Origin of the sequence: Parabacteroides sp. AF39-10AC (assembly GCF_003635405.1) — a bacterium.
Taxonomy (GTDB): Bacteria; Bacteroidota; Bacteroidia; order Bacteroidales; family Tannerellaceae; genus Parabacteroides; species Parabacteroides distasonis.
In genome coordinates this window covers 46,812-70,895 of record NZ_QTLP01000029.1, presented here as the reverse complement: position 1 = coordinate 70,895, position 24,084 = coordinate 46,812, and the positions used below count along the sequence as shown (strand labels likewise).

General features: G+C 41.6%; 25 protein-coding genes. 11 read left to right on the top strand and 14 right to left on the bottom strand.

The annotated features are described in order from the left end of the window. Positions 1–154: 154 nt before the first annotated feature. The 6 genes from DW033_RS20630 (at position 155) to DW033_RS20605 (ending at position 6,641) form a co-directional block, all read left to right on the top strand. Positions 155–1,060, top strand: coding sequence for a hypothetical protein (locus tag DW033_RS20630; RefSeq protein ID WP_005861467.1), 906 nt, complete (start codon positions 155–157; stop codon positions 1,058–1,060). Positions 1,061–1,062: 2 nt separating this feature from the next. Continuing rightward, on the top strand, positions 1,063–1,656 hold the full coding sequence (locus DW033_RS20625) for a Crp/Fnr family transcriptional regulator (protein WP_005865738.1): 594 nt from the start codon (positions 1,063–1,065) through the stop codon (positions 1,654–1,656). Between the two features lie 111 nt (positions 1,657–1,767). Then, a complete protein-coding gene (locus DW033_RS20620) occupies positions 1,768–3,153 on the top strand; it encodes a TolC family protein (RefSeq protein WP_057327063.1) in 1,386 nt (461 codons plus the stop codon). 30 nt (positions 3,154–3,183) lie between these two features. Continuing rightward, the gene (locus DW033_RS20615) at positions 3,184–4,197 is read left to right on the top strand and encodes an HlyD family secretion protein (RefSeq protein ID WP_005865742.1); all 1,014 of its coding nucleotides are present in this window, start codon (positions 3,184–3,186) and stop codon (positions 4,195–4,197) included. Continuing rightward, the gene (locus DW033_RS20610; RefSeq protein ID WP_122383104.1) at positions 4,194–5,372 is read left to right on the top strand and encodes an ABC transporter permease; all 1,179 of its coding nucleotides are present in this window, start codon (positions 4,194–4,196) and stop codon (positions 5,370–5,372) included. The genes DW033_RS20615 and DW033_RS20610 overlap by 4 nt, the downstream gene beginning before the upstream one ends. Before the next feature lie 12 nt (positions 5,373–5,384). Next, positions 5,385–6,641 carry an ABC transporter permease gene (locus DW033_RS20605; protein ID WP_122383103.1) on the top strand — a complete coding sequence of 419 codons (1,257 nt, stop codon included), beginning with the start codon at positions 5,385–5,387 and terminating at the stop codon, positions 6,639–6,641. A 77-nt stretch (positions 6,642–6,718) separates the two neighbouring features. On the opposite strand, the gene DW033_RS20600 is transcribed toward DW033_RS20605, so the two are convergent. Next, positions 6,719–8,107 (bottom strand): DUF1080 domain-containing protein, encoded by a 1,389-nt coding sequence (locus tag DW033_RS20600; protein ID WP_122383102.1) that lies wholly within the window; start codon positions 8,105–8,107, stop codon positions 6,719–6,721. Between the two features lie 155 nt (positions 8,108–8,262). Between DW033_RS20600 and DW033_RS20595 the strand changes: the two genes are divergently transcribed. Further along, on the top strand, positions 8,263–9,165 hold the full coding sequence (locus DW033_RS20595; RefSeq protein ID WP_121961301.1) for a sugar phosphate isomerase/epimerase: 903 nt from the start codon (positions 8,263–8,265) through the stop codon (positions 9,163–9,165). A gap of 64 nt (positions 9,166–9,229) precedes the next feature. Here the strand turns inward: DW033_RS20595 and DW033_RS20590 are convergent, their stop codons facing one another. Then, positions 9,230–9,985 (bottom strand): HAD family phosphatase, encoded by a 756-nt coding sequence (locus DW033_RS20590; protein WP_005865754.1) that lies wholly within the window; start codon positions 9,983–9,985, stop codon positions 9,230–9,232. A gap of 586 nt (positions 9,986–10,571) precedes the next feature. Between DW033_RS20590 and DW033_RS20585 the strand changes: the two genes are divergently transcribed. Next, positions 10,572–10,847: an HU family DNA-binding protein gene (locus DW033_RS20585; protein ID WP_008774141.1), complete on the top strand. Its 276-nt coding sequence runs from the start codon at positions 10,572–10,574 to the stop codon at positions 10,845–10,847. A 71-nt stretch (positions 10,848–10,918) separates the two neighbouring features. Here DW033_RS20585 and DW033_RS20580 read toward each other — a convergent pair whose 3' ends face one another. From DW033_RS20580 to DW033_RS20545, 8 genes are all read right to left on the bottom strand, one after another. Then, positions 10,919–12,262 (bottom strand): glucose-6-phosphate isomerase, encoded by a 1,344-nt coding sequence (locus tag DW033_RS20580; protein WP_121961300.1) that lies wholly within the window; start codon positions 12,260–12,262, stop codon positions 10,919–10,921. Positions 12,263–12,270: 8 nt separating this feature from the next. Further along, positions 12,271–13,266 (bottom strand): NAD(P)H-dependent glycerol-3-phosphate dehydrogenase, encoded by a 996-nt coding sequence (locus DW033_RS20575; RefSeq protein WP_005861487.1) that lies wholly within the window; start codon positions 13,264–13,266, stop codon positions 12,271–12,273. A 12-nt stretch (positions 13,267–13,278) separates the two neighbouring features. Continuing rightward, positions 13,279–15,009, bottom strand: coding sequence for a lysine--tRNA ligase (lysS, locus tag DW033_RS20570; RefSeq protein WP_022192869.1), 1,731 nt, complete (start codon positions 15,007–15,009; stop codon positions 13,279–13,281). 202 nt (positions 15,010–15,211) lie between these two features. Continuing rightward, positions 15,212–15,439 (bottom strand): galactosyltransferase-related protein, encoded by a 228-nt coding sequence (locus DW033_RS25065; RefSeq protein ID WP_057329110.1) that lies wholly within the window; start codon positions 15,437–15,439, stop codon positions 15,212–15,214. A gap of 479 nt (positions 15,440–15,918) precedes the next feature. Further along, a complete protein-coding gene (gene nadD, locus DW033_RS20560) occupies positions 15,919–16,494 on the bottom strand; it encodes a nicotinate (nicotinamide) nucleotide adenylyltransferase (RefSeq protein WP_122383101.1) in 576 nt (191 codons plus the stop codon). 11 nt (positions 16,495–16,505) lie between these two features. Next, on the bottom strand, positions 16,506–16,685 hold the full coding sequence (locus tag DW033_RS20555; RefSeq protein ID WP_022192875.1) for a hypothetical protein: 180 nt from the start codon (positions 16,683–16,685) through the stop codon (positions 16,506–16,508). Between the two features lie 3 nt (positions 16,686–16,688). Then, complete coding sequence (gene gmk, locus DW033_RS20550) at positions 16,689–17,255, bottom strand: guanylate kinase (protein ID WP_005861508.1); 567 nt, start codon at positions 17,253–17,255, stop codon at positions 16,689–16,691. Positions 17,256–17,269: 14 nt separating this feature from the next. Continuing rightward, positions 17,270–18,142, bottom strand: coding sequence for a YicC/YloC family endoribonuclease (locus tag DW033_RS20545; RefSeq protein WP_008774137.1), 873 nt, complete (start codon positions 18,140–18,142; stop codon positions 17,270–17,272). A gap of 193 nt (positions 18,143–18,335) precedes the next feature. On the opposite strand from DW033_RS20545, the gene DW033_RS20540 reads away from it, so the two are divergent. From DW033_RS20540 to DW033_RS20530, 3 genes are all read left to right on the top strand, one after another. Beyond that, positions 18,336–19,028: an NUDIX domain-containing protein gene (locus tag DW033_RS20540; RefSeq protein WP_122368735.1), complete on the top strand. Its 693-nt coding sequence runs from the start codon at positions 18,336–18,338 to the stop codon at positions 19,026–19,028. A gap of 23 nt (positions 19,029–19,051) precedes the next feature. Continuing rightward, positions 19,052–19,633 carry an NADAR family protein gene (locus DW033_RS20535; RefSeq protein ID WP_122368734.1) on the top strand — a complete coding sequence of 194 codons (582 nt, stop codon included), beginning with the start codon at positions 19,052–19,054 and terminating at the stop codon, positions 19,631–19,633. 200 nt (positions 19,634–19,833) lie between these two features. Then, on the top strand, positions 19,834–20,361 hold the full coding sequence (locus tag DW033_RS20530; RefSeq protein WP_146375669.1) for a hypothetical protein: 528 nt from the start codon (positions 19,834–19,836) through the stop codon (positions 20,359–20,361). A 53-nt stretch (positions 20,362–20,414) separates the two neighbouring features. Here the strand turns inward: DW033_RS20530 and DW033_RS20525 are convergent, their stop codons facing one another. The 4 genes from DW033_RS20525 to DW033_RS20510 all read right to left on the bottom strand — a co-directional run bounded on the left by DW033_RS20525 (position 20,415) and on the right by DW033_RS20510 (position 24,077). Continuing rightward, a complete protein-coding gene (locus DW033_RS20525) occupies positions 20,415–21,035 on the bottom strand; it encodes a YiiX/YebB-like N1pC/P60 family cysteine hydrolase (RefSeq protein ID WP_122368732.1) in 621 nt (206 codons plus the stop codon). Continuing rightward, complete coding sequence (locus DW033_RS20520) at positions 21,008–21,409, bottom strand: DUF4878 domain-containing protein (protein WP_122383100.1); 402 nt, start codon at positions 21,407–21,409, stop codon at positions 21,008–21,010. The genes DW033_RS20525 and DW033_RS20520 overlap by 28 nt, the downstream gene beginning before the upstream one ends. 224 nt (positions 21,410–21,633) lie before the next feature. Then, positions 21,634–22,806, bottom strand: a complete 1,173-nt coding sequence (locus tag DW033_RS20515) for a DegT/DnrJ/EryC1/StrS family aminotransferase (RefSeq protein WP_122368730.1) — start codon at positions 22,804–22,806, stop codon at positions 21,634–21,636. Positions 22,807–22,808: 2 nt separating this feature from the next. Further along, complete coding sequence (locus tag DW033_RS20510; RefSeq protein WP_122368729.1) at positions 22,809–24,077, bottom strand: radical SAM protein; 1,269 nt, start codon at positions 24,075–24,077, stop codon at positions 22,809–22,811. Between the last annotated feature and the right edge of the window lie 7 nt (positions 24,078–24,084).

Genomic DNA, 24,084 nt, shown 5'->3' with positions numbered 1-24,084 from the left:
TAGCCGCCGTCTTAGGTGAAAGGAGTCAGTCGAAAGATTGGCTCCTTTTTTTGTTATATATCCTCTCTGTCTTTTTCTATTTTTAGGTGTACTTTGTTGTTCGGATGGATAAGAAATTGTAATTTTGTGCTTTTGTAATAGCTAAGAACCTCATATGGATACTGAAAAGAAAGAGAATAAAGAAGTAAATAAACTTTCGCTACTTATCGTAGCAGTTATAGTATTGGTACTGATTATTGCTGGTGCCGGTTATTATATTTATCATCAAAAGCAGCAAATGACTGATTTGGTGGAAACCTTTGATCTTGAGAAAGAATCTTTGGAGGATGAATATAATGAATTGTCTCTTCAATATGAAGGTTATAAGTTTAGCGTAGGCAATGATTCCCTTGTTGCCCTATTATCTACGGAGCAAGCAAAGGTACAACGTTTATTGGAAGAATTGCGTACGGTGAAGGCTACGAATGCGAAGGAAATAGCTCGCTTGAAAAAGGAATTGGATACCTTACGTAAAATCATGCGTAACTATGTTGTCCAAATCGATTCCTTGAATCGTGAGAATGAGCAATTGAAGGTTGAGAAGAAAGAGGCTGTTCAGAAATATCAGAGGGCTACTTCACAAGCTGCTACCTTGAAAAAGGAAAAAGAGAAATTGACGGAAAGAGTAACGTTAGCTAGTCGTTTGGATGCGACGGATATTAACGTGACTCCTGTGAACTCTCGAGGTAAACTAGCTAAGCGTATTAAAAAGATGCAGCAATTTGTCGTGACTTTCAAGATAGCGAAGAACATTACCGCTCCTGTCGGCGAAAAGATGGTATATGTACGGATCATGAAACCGGATGACGATATATTGGTGAAAAGCCGTGCGGACGTATTCGCTTTTGAAGGAAAGGAAATCAATTATTCTATGAAGAAAATGATAGAATATGAAGGTGAGGAGGTGGCTGTGACCATGTATTGGAATATCGAGGAATTCTTATCTCCGGGTACTTACCGTGTGGATATTTTCTCTGACGGTAATTTGATCGGACAGAAGAGATTTACCTTGGATGATTAACTATGAAATTATCTCCTGACTTTGAGAAGTTCCTAAGTTTTATTCCGGAGATTCTGTCTCGAGATGAATCTTTCCTAAGGGATTTGGAAAGTTGTACTCGAGGTGTGACAATCCGGAAAGGGGATTATTTGATTCGTACGGGCGAGTTGTGCCAAGATGCCTATTTTATTAATAAAGGGCTTTTTATCAATCAATATATTAATGAGAATGGGAATGAATGCGTAACCGGTTTCTCCTCGGACAGTATGTACCCTTTTGTTTCTACAATCGGTTATTTTACACAAGTCCCTTCCGAGTTTGAAGTGAAAGCTATCGAGGATGGTGAATTACTTTGTTTCTCCCGGACGGATATCGAACGTTTGACGTTGGGATATCCAGCTTTCGCTACCTGTTATCAGAATGTGATGCTGATGATTATTTCCAAGCTCTATTCAATGTTCGCTGTCCGTCAAACCTGTAAGGCGGAAGAATTCCTGAAATATCTTTATACGAACCACCAATGGATCGTAAGCCGGGTACCTGATAAATATATAGCTCAATATATGGGGGTTAGTGATTCTTGGTATTGTAAGTTGAAGAAACGTATCCTTTATTGAATTAGTTCAATTTTATATTCGCTTTAAACCTATACTTTTGTGCGGGTTTTTATATTTTTGTCACATAGGGAATATGATGGCATTATATAGGTAGGTTAAAACGATATAAAGATGAAACGAACTATCTTACTATTAACATTTGTAGTCACGGTGAGCTGTATGCACGCTCAGCGAATGTTGACATTGGAAGAGTGCCGGAATCTGGCGATCCAGAACAATAAGGAGCTACAAATCTCTGGCGAAAAGATCAAGATGGCGGATAACGAGAAGAAAGCCGCTTTTACCAAGTATTTTCCTCAATTATCGGCAAACGGTGCCTATATGTGGAACCAGAAGGATATAAACTTACTGGACATGGGCGCTTTGTCCTCATCCTTGAGCTCTTCTTTAGGTGGCTTGGCCCAATTACCGATGATCCAACATTTGATGAGTGGGGTGAACGATATGCAACATTTGGATGTGCAGAATATCTGGGTGGGTAATGTATCGTTGGTGCAGCCTGTATTCATGGGCGGGAAGATCGTTAATTATAACCAAATCACTAAGTTTGCCAAGCAATTAGCGGAGTCAATGAATAATTTACAGTTGCAGGACTTGATTTATAAGACTGACGAGACCTATTGGCAGGTCATATCTTTGGTGAATAAGAAGAAATTGGCGGACGCTTATGTGGATTTGCTCCGTAAGATGGATAGTGATGTGACCGCTATGATCTATGAGGGAGTCGCTACCGAGGCCGATGGTCTTTCTGTCAAGGTGAAACTGAATGAGGCGGAGATGGCTCAGACTAAGGTTGAGAATGGTCTGGCTTTAACCCGAATGCTTTTAGCGCAAATTTGTGGTCTGTCTTTAGAGGAGGATTTATCGCTTGCAGACGAGAAGCTGGATAATTTTCCGGTAGAGACAACACAAGCCTCGGCCGATCTGAATGAGGCTTTCATGAATCGTAATGAACTGAGAAGTTTGGATCTGGCAACGAAAATCTATAAGCGAAAAGAACGTATTGCTTTGGCAGAGATGTTGCCTAATGTCGCTTTAGCGGCGAATTACTTCGTCACGAATCCGAATGTTTTTAATGGTTTTAAAAATGATTTCGCCGGTATGTTTAATGTCGGAGTTATGGTAAAGGTACCCTTGTCCGGTTGGTGGGAAGGCACTTATAGGCGTAACTCGGCGAAAGCGGAAACGCGCATAAAAACACTGGAATGGCAGGATGCTCGTGAAAAGATCGAGTTGCAGGTAAATCAATCCGTTTATAAAGTGAATGAAGCGGGCAAAAAGTTGATCGCTTCTTCCCGTAATATGGAAAATGCGGAAGAGAATTTGCGGTGTGCGAATTTCGGTTTTGAGGAAGGGGTTATCCCGGCTTTGAACTTAATGGAGGCGCAGACAGCATGGGTTTCTGCTCGCTCTAGTTTGATTGATGCTCAAATCGAGGTGAAATTAACAGAAGTTTATCTAAGCAAGGCTTTGGGTAAACTGTCCGCAAATGAATAAGAGTAATAACAAATAAAAATATACACAGAGATGAATGAGAACAAGAAGTTTTCTATCAGTAACATGATGTTAGCTTTTATCACGGTATTGGTCGTGATCGGATTGGTAGCCTTGGCAGGTTTCTTCCTGCTTACACCGCCTGACGATATTATAATGGGGCAGGCCGAGGCCACCCAAGTTCGTATCTCCGGTAAGGTTCCCGGACGTATCGCTTCTTATCGTTTTGGCGAAGGCGATCAGGTAAAAGCCGGAGATACTTTGGTCTTTTTAGATACGCCCGAGGTTATGGCGAAGCTGAAACAAGCGGAGGCGGCTCGTGCGGCAGCGGAGGCGCAGAACGCTAAAGCGATTAAAGGAGCCCGTGAACAGGAAATCACGGCCGCTTATGAGATGTGGCAAAAGGCGCAAGCTGGATTAACTATCGCTAAGAAATCTTTCGATCGTATTCAGAATTTATACGAGAAAGGGGTGATGTCCGCTCAAAAAAGAGACGAGGTGGAGGCTAATTATAACGCTATGGTAGCGACAGAGAAGGCTGCCCGTTCTCAATATGAGATGGCAAAAGAAGGTGCCCGTAAGGAAGATAAGGCTGCCGCTGCCGCTATGGTCCAACGTGCGGAAGGTGCTATCGCCGAAGTGGAGTCGTATGTGGGCGAGAGCGCTTTGGTGGCTCCGATTGACGGGGAGGTTTCAGAACGGTTCCCGGAAGTCGGTGAGTTGGTTGGTACAGGCGCTCCGATCATGAATATCTCTGATTTAAATGATGTATGGGTAACTTTCAGTATTCGTGAGGATCTGTTGAAAGATATCAAGATTGGCTCGGAAGTAAATGCTTTTATACCGGCGTTGGGGGACCTACCGGTGAAGTTGAAAGTCTATTATATGAAGGATATGGGCTCGTATGCCGCATGGAAAGCGACAAAGACGAATGGACAATATGACTCGAAGACTTTCGAGGTGCGTGCCCGTCCGTTGGAGAAAGTCGCTGATCTTCGTCCGGGAATGTCCGTGATCTTAAAGAAAAAAGGGAAAGAGATCGTATGACCTATAAAGAAAGTTTGCATAGAATCTGGCTTATCGCGAAGCGTGAGGTGCATCGGCTGGTGGCTCAACCGATTTACTTCTTTTGTATGCTGATCGCTCCGGCTATCTGTGTCATTTTCTTTGTATCGTTGATGCATGAGGGATTGCCGACCGATCTGCCGATAGCAGTGGTGGATATGGATAACTCTGCTACCTCGCGCAATTTGATTCGCCAGTTGGATGCCTTTGAGCAGACAGAGGTGTATATGAAAACCATGTCGTTTACCGAGGCTCGTCAGGAAATGCAGAAAGGGAATGTATATGGAATTTTTTACATTCCATCCGGTTTCGCCGTGGACGCCACATCTGGAAAGCAGCCCCGGTTGTCTTTCTATACGAATGGTACCTATTTGATCGCCGCTTCCTTGCTGTTTCGGGATATGAAAACGATGTCAGTATTGGCGGGGGCCGCTGTGGGTTTACAAACCGGACAAGCTAAAGGATATACCGAAGCGCAGATCATGGGACAGCTACAACCGATCGTGATCGATACGCATCCGATCGGCAATCCGTGGTTGAATTATTCGGTATATTTGAATAATACGGTTTTGCCGGGTATCATTCAGTTGATGGTATTTCTGGTGACAGTATTCAGTATCGGTACGGAAATTAAATATTCCACATCCCGTAAATGGTTGGATCTGGGAGGGAATTCCATCGCAGTTAGTTTGTTGGGAAAGTTATTGCCGCAGACAGCTATTTTCACGGTCGTAGGCTTTATGTATTGTGCGGTGTTGTATGGAATTAATTCTTTCCCGTTAAATAGCGGTTGGTTTCCGATGCTTTTGGCGATGTTTTTGCTGATTATATCCTCTCAGGCGGTAGGCGTATTTATGATCGGCGTATTACCGACTCCCCGTTTAGGGCTTAGTTTCGCCAGTCTGTTCGGAATGATCTCGTTCTCCATTGTCGGATTCTCGTTTCCGGTACAAGGTATGGACCCTACGTTGCAAGCGTTGGCACGTTTGTTTCCTCTGCGGCATTATTTCTTGATTTATGTCGATCAAGCCTTGAACGGGCGGGCACTATTCTATACGTTGGGCGAGTACGCTTGGTTGTTGGGATTTCTGATCTTGCCGTTCCTTATCGGGCGGAACTTGAAGAGGGCGTTGTTGGATTTCAAATATCTACCGTAAAAACTGTATGTGATGAAAAGAGAACATCGTTTACGATATATCATAAAGGAAGGTCTTCTGGATACGTTTTATATTTGGAAGGATGAATTGAGAAACGTGTTTAAAGATGCGGGGGTCATGATTTTCTTTTTCTTGGTGCCTTTCGTATATCCGCTGCTTTATTCATTTATATATAATAACGAGGTAGTACACGAGGCGAAGATGGTGGTGGTAGACCAAAGTGATTCCTATTTGAGTCGTGAGTTTACCAGACGGGTTAACGCCACGCCGGATGTGGAAGTAGTGGGTGTTTGTCCGGATATGGCGGAAGCCAAGAAGATGTTAGATGAGAAGAAGGCCTATGGAATTTTGCTTTTTCCCCCGGATTATAGTAAGGACCTGCATGAAGGGCGACAGACAACCGTCTCGTTGTATTGCGATATGAGCGCCTTATTGTTTTATAAGGCTTTCCTTTTGGCGGCGACAGAGGTATCGTTGGATATGGGTAAGGAACTTCGGATGCATAATAATCCGTCGTCTACGGATAAGATGGACCAGATCACGGTAGACCCGATCCCGTATGAATCGGTAGCGTTGTTTAATTCCCAGAATGGTTTTGCCAGTTTTTTGGTACCGGTAATCTTGATCTTGGTATTGCAACAGACCTTGATATTGGGCATCGGAATGTTGGGAGGAACGGCACGGGAAAAGAACCGCTTTCATAGTCTGGTACCTATTTGCAGGCATTTTAACGGGACTTTGCGTATCGTGTTCGGCAAGTCGCTGACTTATCTTTTGCTGTATGTGGTGGTTTGCATCTGGGTATTGGCTATTGTCCCAAAGTTATTCTCCTTACCTCAGGTTGGTGAGCCACTGACTATTTTGTTGTTTTTACTGCCTTACCTGTTTGCCTGTATTTTTATGTCTATGACGCTATCGGGATTTATGACGAGTCGCGAATCGCCTATGTTGGTATTCGTTTTCACGTCTGTCATCTTGTTATTTATCTCGGGTGTCTCTTGGCCGGAGGCGGCTATTCCTCCGTTTTGGAAAGTGGTGGGTTATTTGTTTCCTTCTACTCCGGGTATCCAGGGATTTATCCGTATCAATACGGCTGGCGCTTCCTTGCATGAGGTGGCGCATGAATATCGGGTATTATGGATTCAGGCAGGTGTATATTTCATCTTGTCTTGTATCATTTACCGTTATCAGATCATACGTAGCCGCAAGATGATTATAAAGCAATATCGGTATATGAAGATGCGACGGATGTTGCGAGAAAGAGAATAATTCCTCGTTTAGGTCTACCCTAATCGCTCATTTAGGGTGTCCCTAAACGGGGGATTAGGGTGAGGGTAAATGTGTGATTAGATTTTAACTTTCGGTTTATACATATCCTCAGCCGTCAGGCCACATTCTTTCATCATGCGGATACTGTAAGACAGATCGCTGACGTTTGGTGTCACGTTGTTACTTCCAAACGTGAATTTAACGCCGGCGGCTTTCGCCTTCATAATGATCGCTTTATTTGGAATATTGTATAGTTCGTTGATCTCTAAAGCTTTTCCGCTTTTTGCCAATGCCTCGACGAAACGGTTCATGCGGGCCTCCGTCCAGAATTCGTCAAAACGCTTATCCATCGGAGATGGCAAGAAACAAGGATTTACATAGATATCTACCGGCTCTTCCAATACGGAGCAGATACGATCTACGATCATGTCCATATATTGCTCCTCATTCTCGATCCAAGTCTCTTCCGGAATCCATAGGCGGGTACGGCGACCTTTATTGTCCTTGAACGTCAAAGCGTCCGTAAACACATAGTCGAATTCTTTAAGAGTCTCGGGAGAGAATGTGGTTATCCATTCGCGTCCTTCCGCTTGCATACCAAGGATGAAAGGCTGTGAGCGCATCTCATTTAGGTAATCCATGACTTGTTGGTCGTTCGTGATCGGGAAACCGATGCCGCAGTTCGGTGCGATCGTATAATTGATACCGGTCTTGCGGGATTGCTTAGCGGCAACTTCCTTGGTTAATCCACCTTTTAAATGCACGTGATAATCCAATACAGGGAAATCCGATTGATGTAATTTTATGATCTCGTCATTTTGCTCATCGTTAGCTTCCGCCAATTGTGCGTTGATATCGATCGTGGATTCATCAATTACGTTCACGGTGATGTTCTTGATCTGGATCTCACCGCTACCATCACTCTCTATGCCAAATGTCCCTTCCGATAATAAGGCATAGGCGTTAGCGTCCGTACGATACGGTGCGGTCGGTTGGATATACTCTACAACCGGTTCGCCGTTTATATTTACATCGATCTCTTGTCCGGCTACCCGGATATCCATCTTGAACCATTGATCTTCTTTTACGAAGCTTTTGGTCAAATTCCTCACGGAAACAAGACTTCCTGTCATTTTCCACCAAACCTTATCAGCCCTGTCATTATTGATAGCGATACGATATCCTTTTTTCAATGTAGGGTCCGTATGGAACCAGACGGCGCCTTTGCCTCCCGGGGTAGTACGTAAATCAAGGGTTAGATCGAAGTTTTTGTATTTGCCGTTTTTCAGTATGGCCAGCGCATCCGTACCTTTCAAGGTCATTATGTCGTCTTGAACGGAGACATCGCCTGTCATTTTCCATTTGTTACTATCTTTGCCATCGAATAAGGTACCACTGCCGGAAACACTACAGGCTGTGGTCAGGACAAAGAGAAGGCCCATCGCTAGAATTGATAATTTTTTCATGATATAAATGATTTAAGTAATAATATATCCTCCAAAGATAACGAAAATTAAAATACAATGTCCTTTTTGAAGATTTTAACTTCTATAAAGATATAAACCTAAGAATATAGTCTTACTTTTGTAAAAATTCTCAATCAAACTTAATTAATAGTACTATGCAGAACAGACGTAATTTTTTGAAGCAAGCCTCTTTGATGCTTGCGGGTGGGTTGGTAGCCCCGCAGTTATTATCTTCTTGTGGCGGTAAATCAGGACAAGCTGCCGCTACAGCATCGGAGTCTTCTAAATATATAGGGCTTCAATTGTATTCTTTAAGAGACCTTGTAAAAGAAGAAGGTATCCAGAAAGTATTGGAAACCGCCGCTAAGATGGGTTATAAGAATCTGGAGACAGCAAGCTATGATAACGGTAAGATTTACGGTTTAGCTCCCGCTGAATTTAAGAAAATGGTGAATGACCTAGGTATGAAGTGTACGAGCGCTCACCTTGGACAGGCCTTTACGAAAGAAAAAGAAGCCGAGGTTATGAGTTGGTGGGATCAAGCGATCGATGCTCATAATGAGTTAGGCGTTAAATATATGGTTCAACCGTGGATGCCGGTTAACGATAAGACTACATTGGATGACTTGAAGATGTACTGCGATTATTTCAATACGGTTGGTTATAAGACCGCTGCCGCTAGCATTGCGTTCGGTTATCACAACCACGACTTCGAGTTCCGTAAGATCGACGATCAATTGATCTATGATTTCTTGCTGGATAACGTAAGCCCGAACCACGTATTCTTCGAAATGGATGTATACTGGGTAATGATGGGTGGCGGTGATCCTGTCGCTTACTTGAAGAACCGTCCGAGCCAGTTCAAGGCTATCCATATCAAGGATGAGAAAGAGATCGGCGCAAGCGGTAAGATGGATTTCAAGCCTATCTTCGATCAAATGTACGCTAATAACGTAAAGGATTGGTATGTTGAAGTGGAACAATATACTAACAATGATCCGGTTGCCAGCGTTCAGCAAAGCTATGATTTCTTGAATAAGGCTGATTATGTGAAATAATCCGTTCGATGATAAAAAAGAAGAGGCTACTTCATTATCGGGTAGCCTCTTTTTTTATGTTTGCTTATTTGGAATACTCGTTCAATCGGGTGGATTTCGCAAGCTCGATGATTTGTTTCCAATCTTTAGCTAAGTTTTCCATATCCGGATATAGTAAATCCGCTCCGGCATCTAATAAAACTTGATCGGGGAGAGGTCCGGTGTTTACGGCTATCGTAAAGATATTGGCTGCCACGGCAGCTTCTACTCCCATGGGAGCGTTCTCTACCACAAAAGTTTCATTAGGCTTCGCATGCGCTTTTTGAAGTCCCATTAAATAAGGTTCGGGGTGTGGCTTGCCATATTTCACGTCGAAAGCCGTAACCATTTTCTCTCGGTTGAAATGTCCCGGATAGGTATGGTTTAGCTTATCGATCAAGCTATGTTGGCCGGAACCGGTGACAACCAATCGTTGCAGTCCGGATGCTTCCACTTCTTTTAGAACCTCTGCGGCGCCGGTCATGGGGGCACCGTCATTATAGGTATTGAATAGATCCGCTTTCTCTTTATAGATCGTTTGCTTCTCCTCGGCGGTAGCGTCTCGTTGGAAAGTGCGTTGGTATAGCTCGTTGATCGTGCTTTCCCCAGTACGTCCTTCGAACATATAAAAGTCTTCCGGCCGAGAAGTTAGCTGATGGAGGGTCGCTACCTCATGCCATGCCCGTGCATGAAAACGCATAGAGTCATATAATACACCATCCATATCGAAAAGAACAGCTTTGGGAGAAAGGGATTCCTGCCTGTGTTTACGCAGATATCGGATAATCGCTTCTTGAATCATGTTATTACCTTCTTAAAAACCAATACAAAGGTACGTAATAAATCGGAATTAACAGAAATGGGAGGAAAGCTTCTTGAAATTAAATAAATATGATATATAATGGAATTTCATTTTATGAAACAAAAATGGTTTAAATGGGTGCTTACTTTTGATCCACCTACATGTACACCCTAACCGGATTGATAAATTCTATAATTATCTGGATGAGTTGATAGATGTATTGAAAAATAAGGGATATAAATTTATTTCGTTGAGATAATTAATCAATAAATTATGACGTAGTTCGGTGAGAACTCTAGTAAGCGTATTAATAACGAATTTTCAAAGGCTATAACTTGCTATGAATAAGTGATATCATAATACTGTATACTATTTCTTATTAATTATATTTCTACCAAAGTCTCACTTGTCTATCTGAAAGGGGTTCAATTATACCTACATTTAGGTATATAATATTTCTGTATGCATTGATTTTTAATATATGATATTTTGATATTCCCCAAATATTCATATATTTGCAATGATTAAACAACTAAGTTCTCACCGGACTCTTTTCTGGTGAAGAATGGTATATTTATTATCTAGTATGAATAGAGGAGAATTAGTACAATCTCTTGTGGAAGAAACAGGATTGCCGAAAAATGTTGTTAGAACCGTAGTGAATGCGTTACCGACTGTTGTGGCGAAAGGAATACGGGAAGGAGAATCTATTTCCATGAAAGGATTTGGATCTTTTGTACCTTGGCAACAATCCGAGCGATTGGCACGTAATCCGAAAACAGGGGAGGAAGTAATGATTACTCCACGTGTCTCGGTCAAATTCAAGGCCGGGAGCGATTTACTTAAAGAATTAAATGAGTAATAAAAAACTATTCAAACGAAAAAACGGTTTCCTCGTGATGAGAAAACCGTTTTTTTATGGGATAAATCGTATTATAAACGTGCTTTGATAGCTTCGCTTTCTTTCTCGTATCCCGGCTTATTCAACAGGGCGAACATATTCTTCTTATAAGCCTCGACACCCGGTTGATTGAATGGGTTAACGCCCAACATATAACCACTGATGCCACAAGCTTTCTCGAAGAAATAGAACAACTGACCAATATAGAACGCACTTACTTCCGGCATAGTTACCTTGATATTAGGAACGCCACCATCTACGTGAGCTAACTGAGTACCTAACTCAGCCATCTTGTTTACCTCGTCTACATGCTTGCCTGCCAAGAAGTTCAATCCATCCAAATCAGCCTCGTCTGTAGGAACCAATACGCTATGATCTGTAGCTTCCACGGAGATAACCGTTTCGAAAATCGTACGCTCACCGTCTTGAATCCATTGACCCATGGAATGCAAATCGGTTGTCAAATCTACAGATGCGGGGAAAATACCTTTACCGTCTTTACCTTCGCTCTCTCCATAAAGTTGTTTCCACCATTCTGCGATATAATGCAATTTCGGATGGAAGTTAGCCAAGATCTCAATCTTTTTACCGCTCTTATACAACTCGTTACGAGTAGCGGCATAGATAGCGGCCATATTATCAGCGAAAGGAACGCTCGCGTCTGTAGCTTTTTCCATGGAAACAGCTCCAGCAACCAAGTCGCGGATGCTGATACCTGCCACGGCGATCGGAAGCAAACCTACCGGAGTCAAAACAGAGAAACGTCCACCTACGTTATCAGGGATGATGAAAGTCTTGTAACCTTCTTGATCCGCCAAGGTACGCAAAGCGCCTCTCTTAGCGTCCGTGATAGCTACGATACGATGTTTAGCCTCTTCCTTGCCAACAGCATCTTCCAATTGTTTCTTCAAGATACGGAAAGCCAAAGCCGGCTCTGTAGTCGTACCAGACTTGGAGATATTGATAATACCGAATTGCTTACCTTTCAAAACTTCGCTTAATTCATAAAGATAATCCTCTCCGATATTGTGTCCGGCGTATAACATAACCGGGTTTTTACGGTCGTTTTGCAACCAGTCGAAGCTGTTGTTTAACGCTTCTACTACCGCTTTGGTACCCAAATAGCTACCACCGATACCAATGGCTACGACCACTTCACATTTAGAACGAAGCACGTTCGCCGTATTCTCGATGTCGGCCAACTCTGCGTCCGTAATAGAAGAGGGGAGATGCAACCAACCCAAAAAGTCGTTACCTGCTCCGTTACCGTTATGTAATGTGGCAATACATTCCATTGCCTTGGCCTCTTGAGCGTAAACCTGTTCCTTGGAGACAGTGCCCAGAGCCTTGTCGATGTTTAAACTGATGTTTTTCATATGCTATTTTATTTAAACGTTTCCGTTAATTGACGAATGACCGTTGTCGGCGATTTCTTCTCGTACAATATATCATAAACAGCGTCCAGTATCGGCATGTTCACTTTATATTTCTCGTTGATCTCACGCATACACTTGGTTCCATAATATCCCTCGGCTATCATTTCCATCTCCAGCTGCGCTGTCTTCACGGAATATCCTTTACCGATCATGGTTCCGAAAGTACGGTTACGGCTGAACCGGGAATAAGCGGTAACCAGCAAATCGCCAAGGTAGACGGAGTCGGTGATATCCCGCTCCAGCCCGTGTACGGCGTCCACGAAATTACGCATCTCCTCAATAGCGTTCGAGATAAATACGGCTTGGAAGTTATCGCCATATTTCATCCCATGGCAAATACCGGCGGCGATAGCGTACACGTTCTTCAGTACGGCGGCGTATTCGATACCGGTGACATCCTTACAGAAGGAATTCTTTAAGTATTGATTCTTGAAAACGGGGGATATCGTACGGACCTTCTCGATGTCGGAACAAGCCAACGTAATGTACGAGAGCCGCTCCAGAGCGATCTCTTCCGCATGACAGGGACCACCGATAACTGCTATATTTTCTGTCGGAACCTTGTAATACTCTGCGAAGTAATCCGTAATCAACATATTCTCATCCGGTACGATACCCTTGATCGCCGAGATGATAAACTTATCTTTCAAAGAGGTCTTCACCTTCTTCAAATGTTGTTTCAAGAAAGGGGAAGGCGTAGCGAAGATCAAGGTATCCGAGTCCTTGATCGCTTGGTTGATATTGGAATAGAAGTTTATCTTGTTCGTGTCGAATTTCACGGCGGTGAGGTAACACGGGTTGTGTCCCAACTGCTTGAACTCCTCGATACGATCGGGCCTACGCATGTACCAGTTGATACTATCTTGAGTTGAAAGTACGATCTTGGCTAAGGCGGTAGCCCAGCTACCACCTCCCATTATCGCGATTTTTCCGGGCAAATCCATCGTATCACGCTTTTATTCTCCTACATTGGCTATCCAAGCTTCTATTTCTTGGATCGTAGGATTTTGCAGTTCTAACTTATATTTTTTATTAAGCTCACAAAGCTCTTGTCTTAATTTGTTGGCGTTCGCTTCTTTCAGCGTGTCAACCGTCAGGTAGCCGGCTTTCTGCAAAGCGGGAACCCACTCCTCGGAAATACCCAAGGCTACGTATTTGTCGGCGTTATCTTTCTTTGCGGTTTTCTCCGGACGCATTTGCGGGAAAAGCAATACCTCTTGGATCGTTGTCTGTCCGGTCATCAACATAACCAGTCGGTCGATACCGATACCGATACCCGACGTAGGAGGCATACCGAATTGAAGGGCGCGTAAGAAATCTTGATCGATGAACATCGCCTCGTCGTCCCCTTTCTCGCTCAAGCGTAATTGCTCCTTGAAACGTTCTTCTTGGTCGATCGGATCGTTCAGCTCGCTATAAGCGTTCGCCAATTCCTTCCCGTTTACCATCAACTCGAAGCGTTCGGTCAATCCCGGTTTGCTACGGTGCATTTTAGTCAGCGGGCTCATCTCAACCGGATAGTCGATGATGAAGGTCGGCTGGATAAACGTACCCTCGCAGAACTCCCCGAAGATCTCGTCGATCAATTTACCTTTACCCATCGTATCGTCGATCTCCATCTTCAATTCCTTGCAGATCGTACGGATCTCGTCCTCGCTCTTACCTTCCAAGTCGTAACCCGTCTTTTCCTTGATCGCCTCCAAGATCGGCAAACGGCGGAAAGGAGCCTTGAAGCTGATTGTCTTACCGTCGATCGTGCTCTCGCTCGTACCGTTCACGGCGATACAGATACGCTCCAACAGCTTCTCAGTGAAGCTCATCATCCAGTTATAGTCTTTGTATTGGACATAAAGTTCCATACAAGTGAACTCCGGGTTGTGCGTACGGTCCATACCCTCGTTACGGAAATTCTTACCGATCTCGTATACACCCTCGAATCCACCGACGATCAATCGTTTCAAATACAACTCGGTAGCGATACGTAAATATAAATCGATGTCCAAGGAGTTATGATGTGTCGTGAACGGACGTGCGCTAGCTCCTCCGGCGATAGATTGCAGGATCGGAGTCTCTACCTCCGTATATCCGGCCTCATCCAAAGCGGTACGCATGGTCTTGATGATAGCCGCACGTTTCATGAAAATATCTTTTACGCCATCGTTTACTACCAAATCCACGTAACGTTGACGGTAGCGAAGCTCCGGGTCATTAAAACCGTCGTAAGCGACACCGTCCTTATATTTAACGACCGGTAGCGGACGAAGTGATTTAGACAGAACTGTCAATTCTTGAGCATGAACGGAAATTTCTCCCATCTGAGTACGGAAAACGAATCCCTTGATCCCGACGAAATCACCGATATCCAGTAATTTCTTGAAAACGACATTGTAGGTGTCCTTATTCTCATCCGGACAAATATCGTCACGGGAGATATAGACCTGTATTCTGCCCTCGGAATCCTGCAATTCCATGAAGGAAGCCTTACCCATGATACGACGGCTCATGATACGGCCGGCGATACTTACCGGGCGTGGCTCAGCGTCGTCTTTGAATGTCTCTTTTATTTCTTTGGAAAATGCGTTCGTTACATACTCAGCTGCGGGATAAGGCTCTATCCCCATCTGACGCAACTGCTCCATGCTATTACGTCTTATTATTTCCTGTTCACTCAGTTCTAATAGATTCATTATGCTATTATTTTGTATAATACGGCGCAAAAGTACAAAATATTTCTGATTTATGCTGACTTATGTGGTAAAAGGTTGAGGTCACCGATCTTGTTTGTTCATGGATAAAGTATCTTAGGTTCATCGGTAAAGTATCTTAGGATCCTTGGTGAAGTATCTTAGGTTTGTAGGCCAATGAACTTAAGACCCAATAATTTTATCTTTACATCCTGTTTTGATCCCGGGGATGAGACAAATGGAATAAACAGCCCTCACTCCGATAAATCCGGTAGCCAAAACTCAACCAACGGTAATGTCTTTCTCCGTCCTCCAAGCCCCAGCCATAGAAATCCTCATTTTCCATACCCGCTTGCAGGTATTTGTTCGTTTGGACAAAAATCGCTCCTCCGACTGCCCCAATTACTCCTTCCACCATATACAAAGAGTTCATTTTTCTTTGGTGTTTTTTTAGGAAGTCAATGTCTCTATGTGTCCAGTAGTGTTCCCTCAATATATTTGAAGTGTCCAAAGCATTCCCATCGTATGGATAAGCTACCTCGTATGTCTTAGATCTTGTCAAGTCTATTCGCATAAATATCTTTGCTTAATGTTCAACAATGCCAATATCACACCGGGGAAACCATTCAGTAATCCTCGGTGTAACCGTTAGTTATTCACTTGACAAGGCTCAAATTATATATTTGGATACTCCAAAAAGATTATCGAGTGAGCCTGTTTTGATGTTACGGGGATCATCTTTAACGGCTGTGCTGTAAAACATGTTTTAATGGGAATTTTGGCAGATTGCCCTAAGATGGCAAAGCTGTAAATAATCACGGTATAACTTCCCTTCTCGAAGAATATATACTTCAAGTGGCATAGGATATATACTTCATAGCCCAAGTAAGTATATCTTCTATCGCAGGTATGTCACTGATTTGCTACTGACCCGAAATAAGGCCGCACTCCTTCCGGCAGGAAGAAACGGATATCCTTGCCGGTTTGGTAAGCGTTACGGATAAATGTGGAGGAGATTTCCATCAAGGGAGCGTCTACCTTTTTCACGTTCGGATAAATGGTTGGGATCGAGATATCGAATCCTAGGCGGGGATAAATCAGCAGTTTGTAGTTTTGGAGTATTTTTTCATATTCTTTCCATCGGGGAAAAAGCAGCCAGTTATCGGCTCCCATGATAAAATAAAAGTCCCTATCCGGATAGTTGCTGGATAAGGCTCGCAAGGTATCAATGGAATAAGAAGGTTTCGGCAGGTGGAACTCAATATCGCAGACCTTGAATTTCGGATATCCGTCAATGGCGGCTTGGGCCATTTCCAACCGTAGTGAGTCATCTAGCAAGTCATCCTTTTTCTTCAGCGGATTGTGAGGCGTGACTACGAACCACACCTCATCCAATCCCTCGAACTCACATAGCCAGTTCGCCAAGGCGAGATGGCCTATGTGAATGGGATTGAATGATCCACTGTAAATCCCGGTCTTGAGTCCCATACGATTTTTACTTAACCCTTCTTTTGCCAACCCTTATAGTTGATAAAACAAATGAATATATTAAATATCAGGGCACCCCCGATGATATACTCCTTATAATACAGGCTGATACCACCTAATACGAGGCTCGCTATCCCACAAACGATAGAAAGCCCCATCATAAAACGGGTATTCTTGAATATATTAGGCATAGACTATTTGTTTAAGAACTCACGAATGATCTTCAACGCGTCTTTTTGGGCAGTCTCCAGATCATCGTTTACGACAACCTTATCAAACTGTCCCGTGAACCCTAATTCATACTCAGCCTTGGCGATACGGCTTTCGATAACTTCCGGGCTGTCTGTTCCCCGTCCTTCCAATCGCTTCCGCAGGTCATCGATGCAAGGAGGTTGGATAAAGACAGACAGGGCACGGTCTCCATAGAATTTCTTGATATTGCATCCGCCTACCACATCCACATCGAAAATCACGTTGTCCCCTTCATTCAAGATACGCTCTACCTCGCTCTTTAACGTACCGTAATATTTATCGGTATACACCTCCTCATATTCCAAGAAGTCTCCATTAGCGATACGACTGCGGAACTCTTCCGGCGTAAGGAAATAATATTCCACACCATTCTTCTCGGTTCCCCGCGGAGCCCGGCTGGTAGCCGAGATGGAGAAACGAAGGTGTAAATCTTGTTTCAAAAGATAATTAATAATGGTTGATTTTCCGGAACCCGAGGGTGCGGAGAAGATAATTAATTTGCCAGCCATTCTCGTTAATCTTATTATAATACGTTTAGTACCTGTTCCTTGATTTGTTCCAACTCGTCTTTCATCTGGACCACGATCTTCTGCATCTCGGCGTGGTTGCTCTTTGATCCGAGCGTATTGATCTCACGCCCCATTTCCTGAGCGATAAAACCGAGCTTCTTGCCTTGGCCGTGACCGGATTCCATGGTTGAGATAAAATATTTCAAGTGGTTGTCCAAACGGTTCTTTTCCTCGTTGACATCCAGCTTCTCTATGTAATAGATCATCTCCTGCTCGAAACGATTCTTGTCGTAGTCCTTCTCGGCTATCTTTTGCAGGTTATCCATGATACGAGCCTTGATCTTCTCGATACGTTCCCCCTCGTATTTCTCCACTTCTTTCAACAGAGTGGCGATATTGGCTATCTTTTGCTCGAAAAGCTTTTGAAGCATGGCTCCTTCTTGGATACGGAAATCACACAGGTGCTTGATAGCGTCCTTTACCGTTTCTAAAACCACCTCCCATTCGGATTCGTCCGGTTCTACGGTCTCGGACTTGATTGCGTCCGGCATTCGGAGCAAGGTCTGGAACCAATCGTTCGGAACGCTGATATTCAGTTTCTCTGCGATCTCCTTGATTTGGTTGTAATAATTCTCTACGGCGGCAAGATTGATCTGTGTAGGAGTATCTTTGCCTATATATTCTATAAAGATATTGAACTCAACTTTTCCCCGCTCCAAAGATTGAAGTAACAGGCTCCGAAGCTCCATTTCCTTATCCTTGTATATGGAAGGGATACGGGTGGACAAATCCAATTGCTTACTGTTTAAAGCCTTTATCTCTACGGTTACTTTTTTTGAAGGGAGCTCGGCAGTAACCTTACCGAACCCAGTCATTGATTGTATCATTTTTCTCAAAAGTTTGCGCAAAGATAGAGATAAAAACTGAAAGGTGCTCTGTTATCCTTTAATATAGTTGTCGGTAAAAGGTTTAGAATATCTATTGCGTAAAAAATACGCATAAATACTTGTGGGTTGAATTAATCTTCATATCTTTGCGTAATAATTACGCAATATATGTGTGCTGCAAGAAATAAATAGCATGGAAGAATTAAATTATAGGTATAAATATCCTCATCCATCCATAACAACGGATTGTGTGATGTTCGGCTTTGATGGTGTGAATCTTAAGGTGTTATTAATTGAGAGAGGTCTTGATCCGTATAAAGGACATTGGGCTTTTCCCGGAGGGTTTATGCGGATAGATGAGACGGCTGAGGCATGTGCTAGGAGAGAGTTAGAAGAAGAAACCGGTTTTAAAAGTGGTTTTATGGAGCAGTTGCAAGCTTTTTCTGATGTTAACCGTGATCCAAGAGAGCGTGTTGTTACAATTGCTTTTTATGCATTGGTTAAAATTGCAGAAGTTAAAGGTGGGGATGATGCGGTTAAGGCACGATGGTTTGGGTTGAATGAGATCCCGCAATTAGCCTTTGATCACGATTTGATACTTCGTGTAGCGATGAGTAAATTGAAGGAAAGAATTCATTTTGAACCGATCGGTTTTGAGCTATTACCGGAAGTGTTTACGATGACAGAGTTGCAAAATTTATATGAGGCGATACTTGAGGTGAAATTCGATCGCCGGAATTTTTATAAGAAGATGATAAAATTGGGATTACTGACAGTCGTGGAAGAACGTTCGGGAAAGGTTTCGTTAAAACAACCGATTAGGTATAGCTTTAATGCGGAACAATATGAGAAATTGAAACAAAAAGGATTGAGATTAGAATTTTAGAATGAATCATTAAATTATTTATTATGTTTAAGACTATAGAGATTTCAGATCATCAACTTGTCCCAAAATATTCTTTGGATTGGGCTAAGGCATGTGTTTCTGATGGAAAGGATTTAAATTATTTGTTTTTCTGGGGACATACAAATAATGCGCCTCGATTGACAAAAGTTTGTTTTAGTCAATGGTGGCGTTGCGGTTTTGAGGTTGATGGGCGTATCTATAATTGTGCTGAGCAATATATGATGGCAGAAAAGGCTCGGATCTTTGGGGATATGAAAATTCTCCAAGCAATTCTTCAAGAGACGGATCAAAAAACGATTAAGGGGTTGGGAAGGAAAGTGAGGAATTTCGATGAGGCCATTTGGGATAAACTCAAATATGCGGTTGTAATTAAAGGTAATTATCACAAATTCTCTCAGAATAAGAATATGAGGGATTTCCTTTTGAAAACAGAAGATGCCGTAATAGTTGAAGCTAGTCCTTATGATCGCATATGGGGAATTGGGTTAAAAGAATCTGATTTGGATGCTCAAGATCCTTTTTCTTGGAGAGGTAAGAACCTTTTAGGCTTTGCGCTTATGGAAGTAAGAGACGAACTGAGATAATTTATTAGGATAAGTGACAGATCAATAATAATTCAAATATTTATATGCGCTTTACTATGGGGGGCTTATGTGTGCACCCCTATGGATATTTTAAGTTGAACTAGACTTGTTACTTAATCATTTAGTATCTTATTACAGATTAAGATTAAATTCTCTTTTTTTCTTTTCTTTTGTGCATTGAACAATTAAAAGTTAAATGTATGGAAAATCTAAAAAAGTTATGTGCTGGCTTATTGCTAAGTTGCATGATCTCATGTTCGGCTCCAATGGATGAACAGGTAGTAAAAGATTATTTATCCCAATCTCCTGCGGTTACTTTATATGCGCCCGGTTATAGCGAAAAGAAATTAGAAGGTTGTGATGAGGATTATTTGGGAAAGAAAGATGGGCTTTGGAAAAATTCGGAACCTACCTATTATTATAAGGCATATAATTATGAGGTGGATCGAATAGAAAAATTTAGAAAAGATGATTACCAAGCGGTTTGTATCGTTTATTTACTACCTGATAATTTAACCAAGGCAGGGAAGATCTTGGAAGACAATAGCCCCCGGAGTCCTTATAAGGCACAGCTTAAAGATGGCTTGGATTGTGAGGTCGTATTTAAGAAAATTGAAGGGGAATGGAAACTTATTGTTTTTAAATCGCTAAACTTCCAACGTTCTTATTGGTACGAAGAAGATCAACAGCCATATGGCTATACGAATTTGTTACAATGGGATGAATGAAATTTTTGATGGAATTAGTTTAATGAATAAGAGGAGTGCTAAATTCCTCTTATTTATTCTATCTCCTGTGAGACTGGATAGATTTTCTCAAAATGAATGGAGTCCAAGAATACCGAAAACTTGGGAATTTTAGAATACGGGTCATATAAATTGGTTTCTAGTTCATATTTAATGATATGCAATGGCAGTTCGGAGCAGAAAAACGCCGAGGTGTCTCTGATATTGAATGCATTGTCGAATGGTTTATGTATGGATAGATAATATTGTGCCTTTTGACTTAATACTTGATTGGAATCGTTTCTGAATCGTACGATAATGATGGAATTTTCAATGCTTTCGGAGCAGAATTGGTCTATTGTACATTCCTGCAAACCATCTATACCGGAAATCTCTTTAGATAAGGAGTGAATGATAGATATGGAGTCTTTTTCTTTTATGAGTATACCGCAATGTGAAATCTCGATGCTGTCGGCCAATACATTTTTAATGGTTTCACTTATAATGCCTTTTCCCATTCTTAGAATGATATCTCCATTTTTTATACTTGCCTTGATCTGGTCGTCAAGTATATAAGGAATGTCTGTTTTAGGATCATGGCAAGATCCTAAAGACAGACATATTAATGCGATATAAAAGAAAAGTATGATTATTTTATCTTGAAAATAACTTCCCATTTACCATCTTTTTTCTTTAGCTGGACATCTTGCAGTTTGGGCTTTTTCTGTATTCTTCCTGTTATGTCTACTGTATTTATCACTGAGAGTTTTACGATGGCAGTTTTCTGGTCATCGGAAAGCTCACAGCTCACTACGGTGGCTTTAACGTCGGCAGATTTTATGGCTTCTGTCGTTTCGTCGGATAGCATTTCTTTTAATTGGTCGAAAACTTCTTTAGAATCATTACTGCAAAGACTTTTCGCCTTCTTGAAGTCTGCCGTGTAAAAAGCCTCAGTGAATGTTTTAGCCACTGATTCGGGGGAGTTACTCCCTGAACATCCTGTCATACCGATAAAGATTAGTATGAAAATGAAAATGTTTGATAGTTTCATGGTGTATTATGATTTAAATGCTATTATACTGTCTTTTTTGCAAATGTATATATAGGAAATGATAAAAAGCTTGACATAGATTAAGTAATGTAGAGACACTACACGCTACTATCGCTTTGCGAAGGGTTAATTCACTAGTAAGGGTAAGATCTTTGTACTGTGATTTGTCCCAGTTGCTTACCTTGTAGATTAAATAGTATTACCATGAGAGCATTTCGCATGAATTATAAACATAAGAGGCTATTTCCTATATACTTTACATCGTCATCTGACAATGTATGGTGACACCCTACAAAAAAAGCATGTTGCGACATGTAAATGGCATTAGAGCAATTATCATATGATATTTTATTAGTAAAGGCTGGTTGTTGACAAGTAGCTCCTCCCATGAGTGTTCGTATCTCAATATTCTTTTTTTTGAGAAACTCATAAATATCATTCACGGACTTATTTTTACAAAATACAGGAAATACAAATGGAGAATCATGCCTTGCATTATGAAATGGGTATACATGCAAATTGGTATTAGCTGACACTATATCATATAAAGTCTGATAATTACGTTGTCTTTGGTTCTCTATCTCTTTCCAATTTTTCAACTGCCAACGTCCAAAGCAAGCATTGAGTTCCGACATCTCTATATTAACACTGATATTCTCATAAGTAAACTGATGGGCGGGACCAGATGGAACGAAACAGAGTTTCTCATCTATATGGCATTTACAAGCACGACCCCAATGGGCAATACTGTCTAAAAGTGAATAATCTTCTCCCGAAATTGAAAATATAGCCCCTCCTCCATAAGAGGAAAGATGATGTGGGTGATAAAATGACCAAGTGATTATATCTCCATATTTGTATAAAGGTTTGTTACCAAGGTAGGTGTCAAGTGTTTCACAAGCATCTTGAAGAATGAAACATTTTGTTAGTGACTGATATTTTTTTAGGGCCTCCATGTCGGCGGGAAAGCCTAGGAAGTGTGTTACGACTACTAAAGATGGGATTTCTTTCTCGGCAGTAAGTCTGTCAATAGACATATTGAATCCCGATTTATCCACATCTATTAGCTTTATCTTGAATCCGGCAAGCAGTAAGGAACTTACCGTTGTAGGAAAAGTGAAAGCAGAGGCAACAGCAGTTAAGGGTTTATTAGCCTTTTTGCATTTCTCTGCTATAGTAAGAGCTGCCACAAGGTTTGCTGAAGATCCGCTATTCACTAGCACTAAATGATCTGCGATATTGTCTCCTTGGGCAGAGATAAGATTCCCGAATTCATTTGCAAAAAGTCGAAGATTTCGACGTGGTTCACCAATTTCTTTTTCAAGATATGTGCCAAAGCCATCTATGTTGATGTTGCGTGTGCAAGGATATTTGTAATTGTTATCAATTTTTCTCATGTTTATAATGAATTAGAATAAAATAATGAAAATACTGCACCATAATGGCGGAATCCATTGGCGGTAATATATACACGTTCATTTTCAACAGAAACCAAATCATTAGCCAAACAAAAGTCTAGTTGTTTTTTGAAATAATCAATCGCGCTTTGTCCGATAAGCTTAGTCACATGATTCAATGAAAAAGATCCATTATAAGCGCCGATGGCTATATACTTTGATGCAAGTTCTGCTGGCGGCAATTTATAGATATATTCATCAAGGAATGAACTTGATGACAGAAGTTTTTTTAATTGGCAGGAGTTTTTGCCAATATTATATGATATGCCTTCATTGTTCATACTTTGGGCAGATAAACCAAAACCTTTATATGCCACCCCGTCAAGCATACGGCTACGAAGATATGAGGATACACCATGATCTGCAATATACTTTGAAAATGTATTTTGACCAAATCGGGCATGATATCCTAATGCTATTAACCCTTCATATAAACACCTATAGGCATAATAAAGCTCATCTTTTGACAAATAGGATGGTTCACGTATCATGTTCGTTCGCAATTCATAGAGCGTAACTTGTTCGGGATTTAGAATCTCAATAGCTTTCAAATCTTTGGCTATACTTTTTGTGGTTTGTCCCTTCAATCCATACATCAAATCCAGATTAACTTTCTCGATACCTGCATGATGTAGCATTTCGATGGTTTCTAACATTGAAGTAAGATTGACTGTCACACGGTGATTGTCTTTTAATACGTTGGGGTCGGTGGATTGAATACCAAGGGATACTCGTCGGATTCCTGCTTCTGTAATCATTCTTGCTTTGTTGAGGGTAATCGTATCGAACGTGGTTTCTATACTTGGTTCAAAATCATCATTCCTACTAAGGCGATCAATAACCTTTCGGAATATATTCAAAAGAAATTGAAAATTTTCTTCACTCAATGTGGTCGGTGTACCTCCACCAATATCAAATCCACGTAAAGGCATATTTGCGTGGGTATGGACAAAATGCAGAACATCCTTTTCAAGATTAACTAGATAATTATATTGTAACTCTATGCTAGGACATTCCATTCTAGTATATTCACAGAATGAACATAGTTTTTTACAGAAAGGAATATGGATATAATATGAAATGCCATCTTTTTCGTTAAAGATCAAGGAGGTGTCCGTTCGATACTTTACCCAGTCATTCGGTGATAATGGGTAGGACGTATTCCACTTAGAATTATTCTTTCTGGACTCGAAAATCTGAGTTATATCCATTGTTTAG

Bases quoted from the DNA above. Each gene is read 5' to 3' on its own strand.
- DW033_RS20590 (WP_005865754.1), bottom strand. From the start codon at position 9,985: ATGATTCAAGAAGCGATTATCCGATATCTGCGTAAACACAGGCAGGAA.
- DW033_RS20625 (WP_005865738.1), top strand. From the start codon at position 1,063: ATGAAATTATCTCCTGACTTTGAGAAGTTCCTAAGTTTTATTCCGGAG.
- DW033_RS20580 (WP_121961300.1), bottom strand. From the start codon at position 12,262: ATGAAAAACATCAGTTTAAACATCGACAAGGCTCTGGGCACTGTCTCC.
- DW033_RS20555 (WP_022192875.1), bottom strand. From the start codon at position 16,685: ATGCCTAATATATTCAAGAATACCCGTTTTATGATGGGGCTTTCTATC.
- DW033_RS20520 (WP_122383100.1), bottom strand. From the start codon at position 21,409: ATGAAACTATCAAACATTTTCATTTTCATACTAATCTTTATCGGTATG.
- gmk (WP_005861508.1), bottom strand. From the start codon at position 17,255: ATGGCTGGCAAATTAATTATCTTCTCCGCACCCTCGGGTTCCGGAAAA.
- DW033_RS20515 (WP_122368730.1), bottom strand. From the start codon at position 22,806: ATGAGAAAAATTGATAACAATTACAAATATCCTTGCACACGCAACATC.
- DW033_RS20530 (WP_146375669.1), top strand. From the start codon at position 19,834: ATGGAAAATCTAAAAAAGTTATGTGCTGGCTTATTGCTAAGTTGCATG.
- lysS (WP_022192869.1), bottom strand. From the start codon at position 15,009: ATGAATCTATTAGAACTGAGTGAACAGGAAATAATAAGACGTAATAGC.
- DW033_RS25065 (WP_057329110.1), bottom strand. From the start codon at position 15,439: ATGAACTCTTTGTATATGGTGGAAGGAGTAATTGGGGCAGTCGGAGGA.
- DW033_RS20510 (WP_122368729.1), bottom strand. From the start codon at position 24,077: ATGGATATAACTCAGATTTTCGAGTCCAGAAAGAATAATTCTAAGTGG.
- nadD (WP_122383101.1), bottom strand. From the start codon at position 16,494: ATGGGACTCAAGACCGGGATTTACAGTGGATCATTCAATCCCATTCAC.
- DW033_RS20525 (WP_122368732.1), bottom strand. From the start codon at position 21,035: ATGGGAAGTTATTTTCAAGATAAAATAATCATACTTTTCTTTTATATC.
- DW033_RS20575 (WP_005861487.1), bottom strand. From the start codon at position 13,266: ATGGATTTGCCCGGAAAAATCGCGATAATGGGAGGTGGTAGCTGGGCT.
- DW033_RS20545 (WP_008774137.1), bottom strand. From the start codon at position 18,142: ATGATACAATCAATGACTGGGTTCGGTAAGGTTACTGCCGAGCTCCCT.
- DW033_RS20535 (WP_122368734.1), top strand. From the start codon at position 19,052: ATGTTTAAGACTATAGAGATTTCAGATCATCAACTTGTCCCAAAATAT.
- DW033_RS20595 (WP_121961301.1), top strand. From the start codon at position 8,263: ATGCAGAACAGACGTAATTTTTTGAAGCAAGCCTCTTTGATGCTTGCG.
- DW033_RS20620 (WP_057327063.1), top strand. From the start codon at position 1,768: ATGAAACGAACTATCTTACTATTAACATTTGTAGTCACGGTGAGCTGT.
- DW033_RS20615 (WP_005865742.1), top strand. From the start codon at position 3,184: ATGAATGAGAACAAGAAGTTTTCTATCAGTAACATGATGTTAGCTTTT.
- DW033_RS20610 (WP_122383104.1), top strand. From the start codon at position 4,194: ATGACCTATAAAGAAAGTTTGCATAGAATCTGGCTTATCGCGAAGCGT.
- DW033_RS20600 (WP_122383102.1), bottom strand. From the start codon at position 8,107: ATGAAAAAATTATCAATTCTAGCGATGGGCCTTCTCTTTGTCCTGACC.
- DW033_RS20585 (WP_008774141.1), top strand. From the start codon at position 10,572: ATGAATAGAGGAGAATTAGTACAATCTCTTGTGGAAGAAACAGGATTG.
- DW033_RS20630 (WP_005861467.1), top strand. From the start codon at position 155: ATGGATACTGAAAAGAAAGAGAATAAAGAAGTAAATAAACTTTCGCTA.
- DW033_RS20605 (WP_122383103.1), top strand. From the start codon at position 5,385: ATGAAAAGAGAACATCGTTTACGATATATCATAAAGGAAGGTCTTCTG.
- DW033_RS20540 (WP_122368735.1), top strand. From the start codon at position 18,336: ATGGAAGAATTAAATTATAGGTATAAATATCCTCATCCATCCATAACA.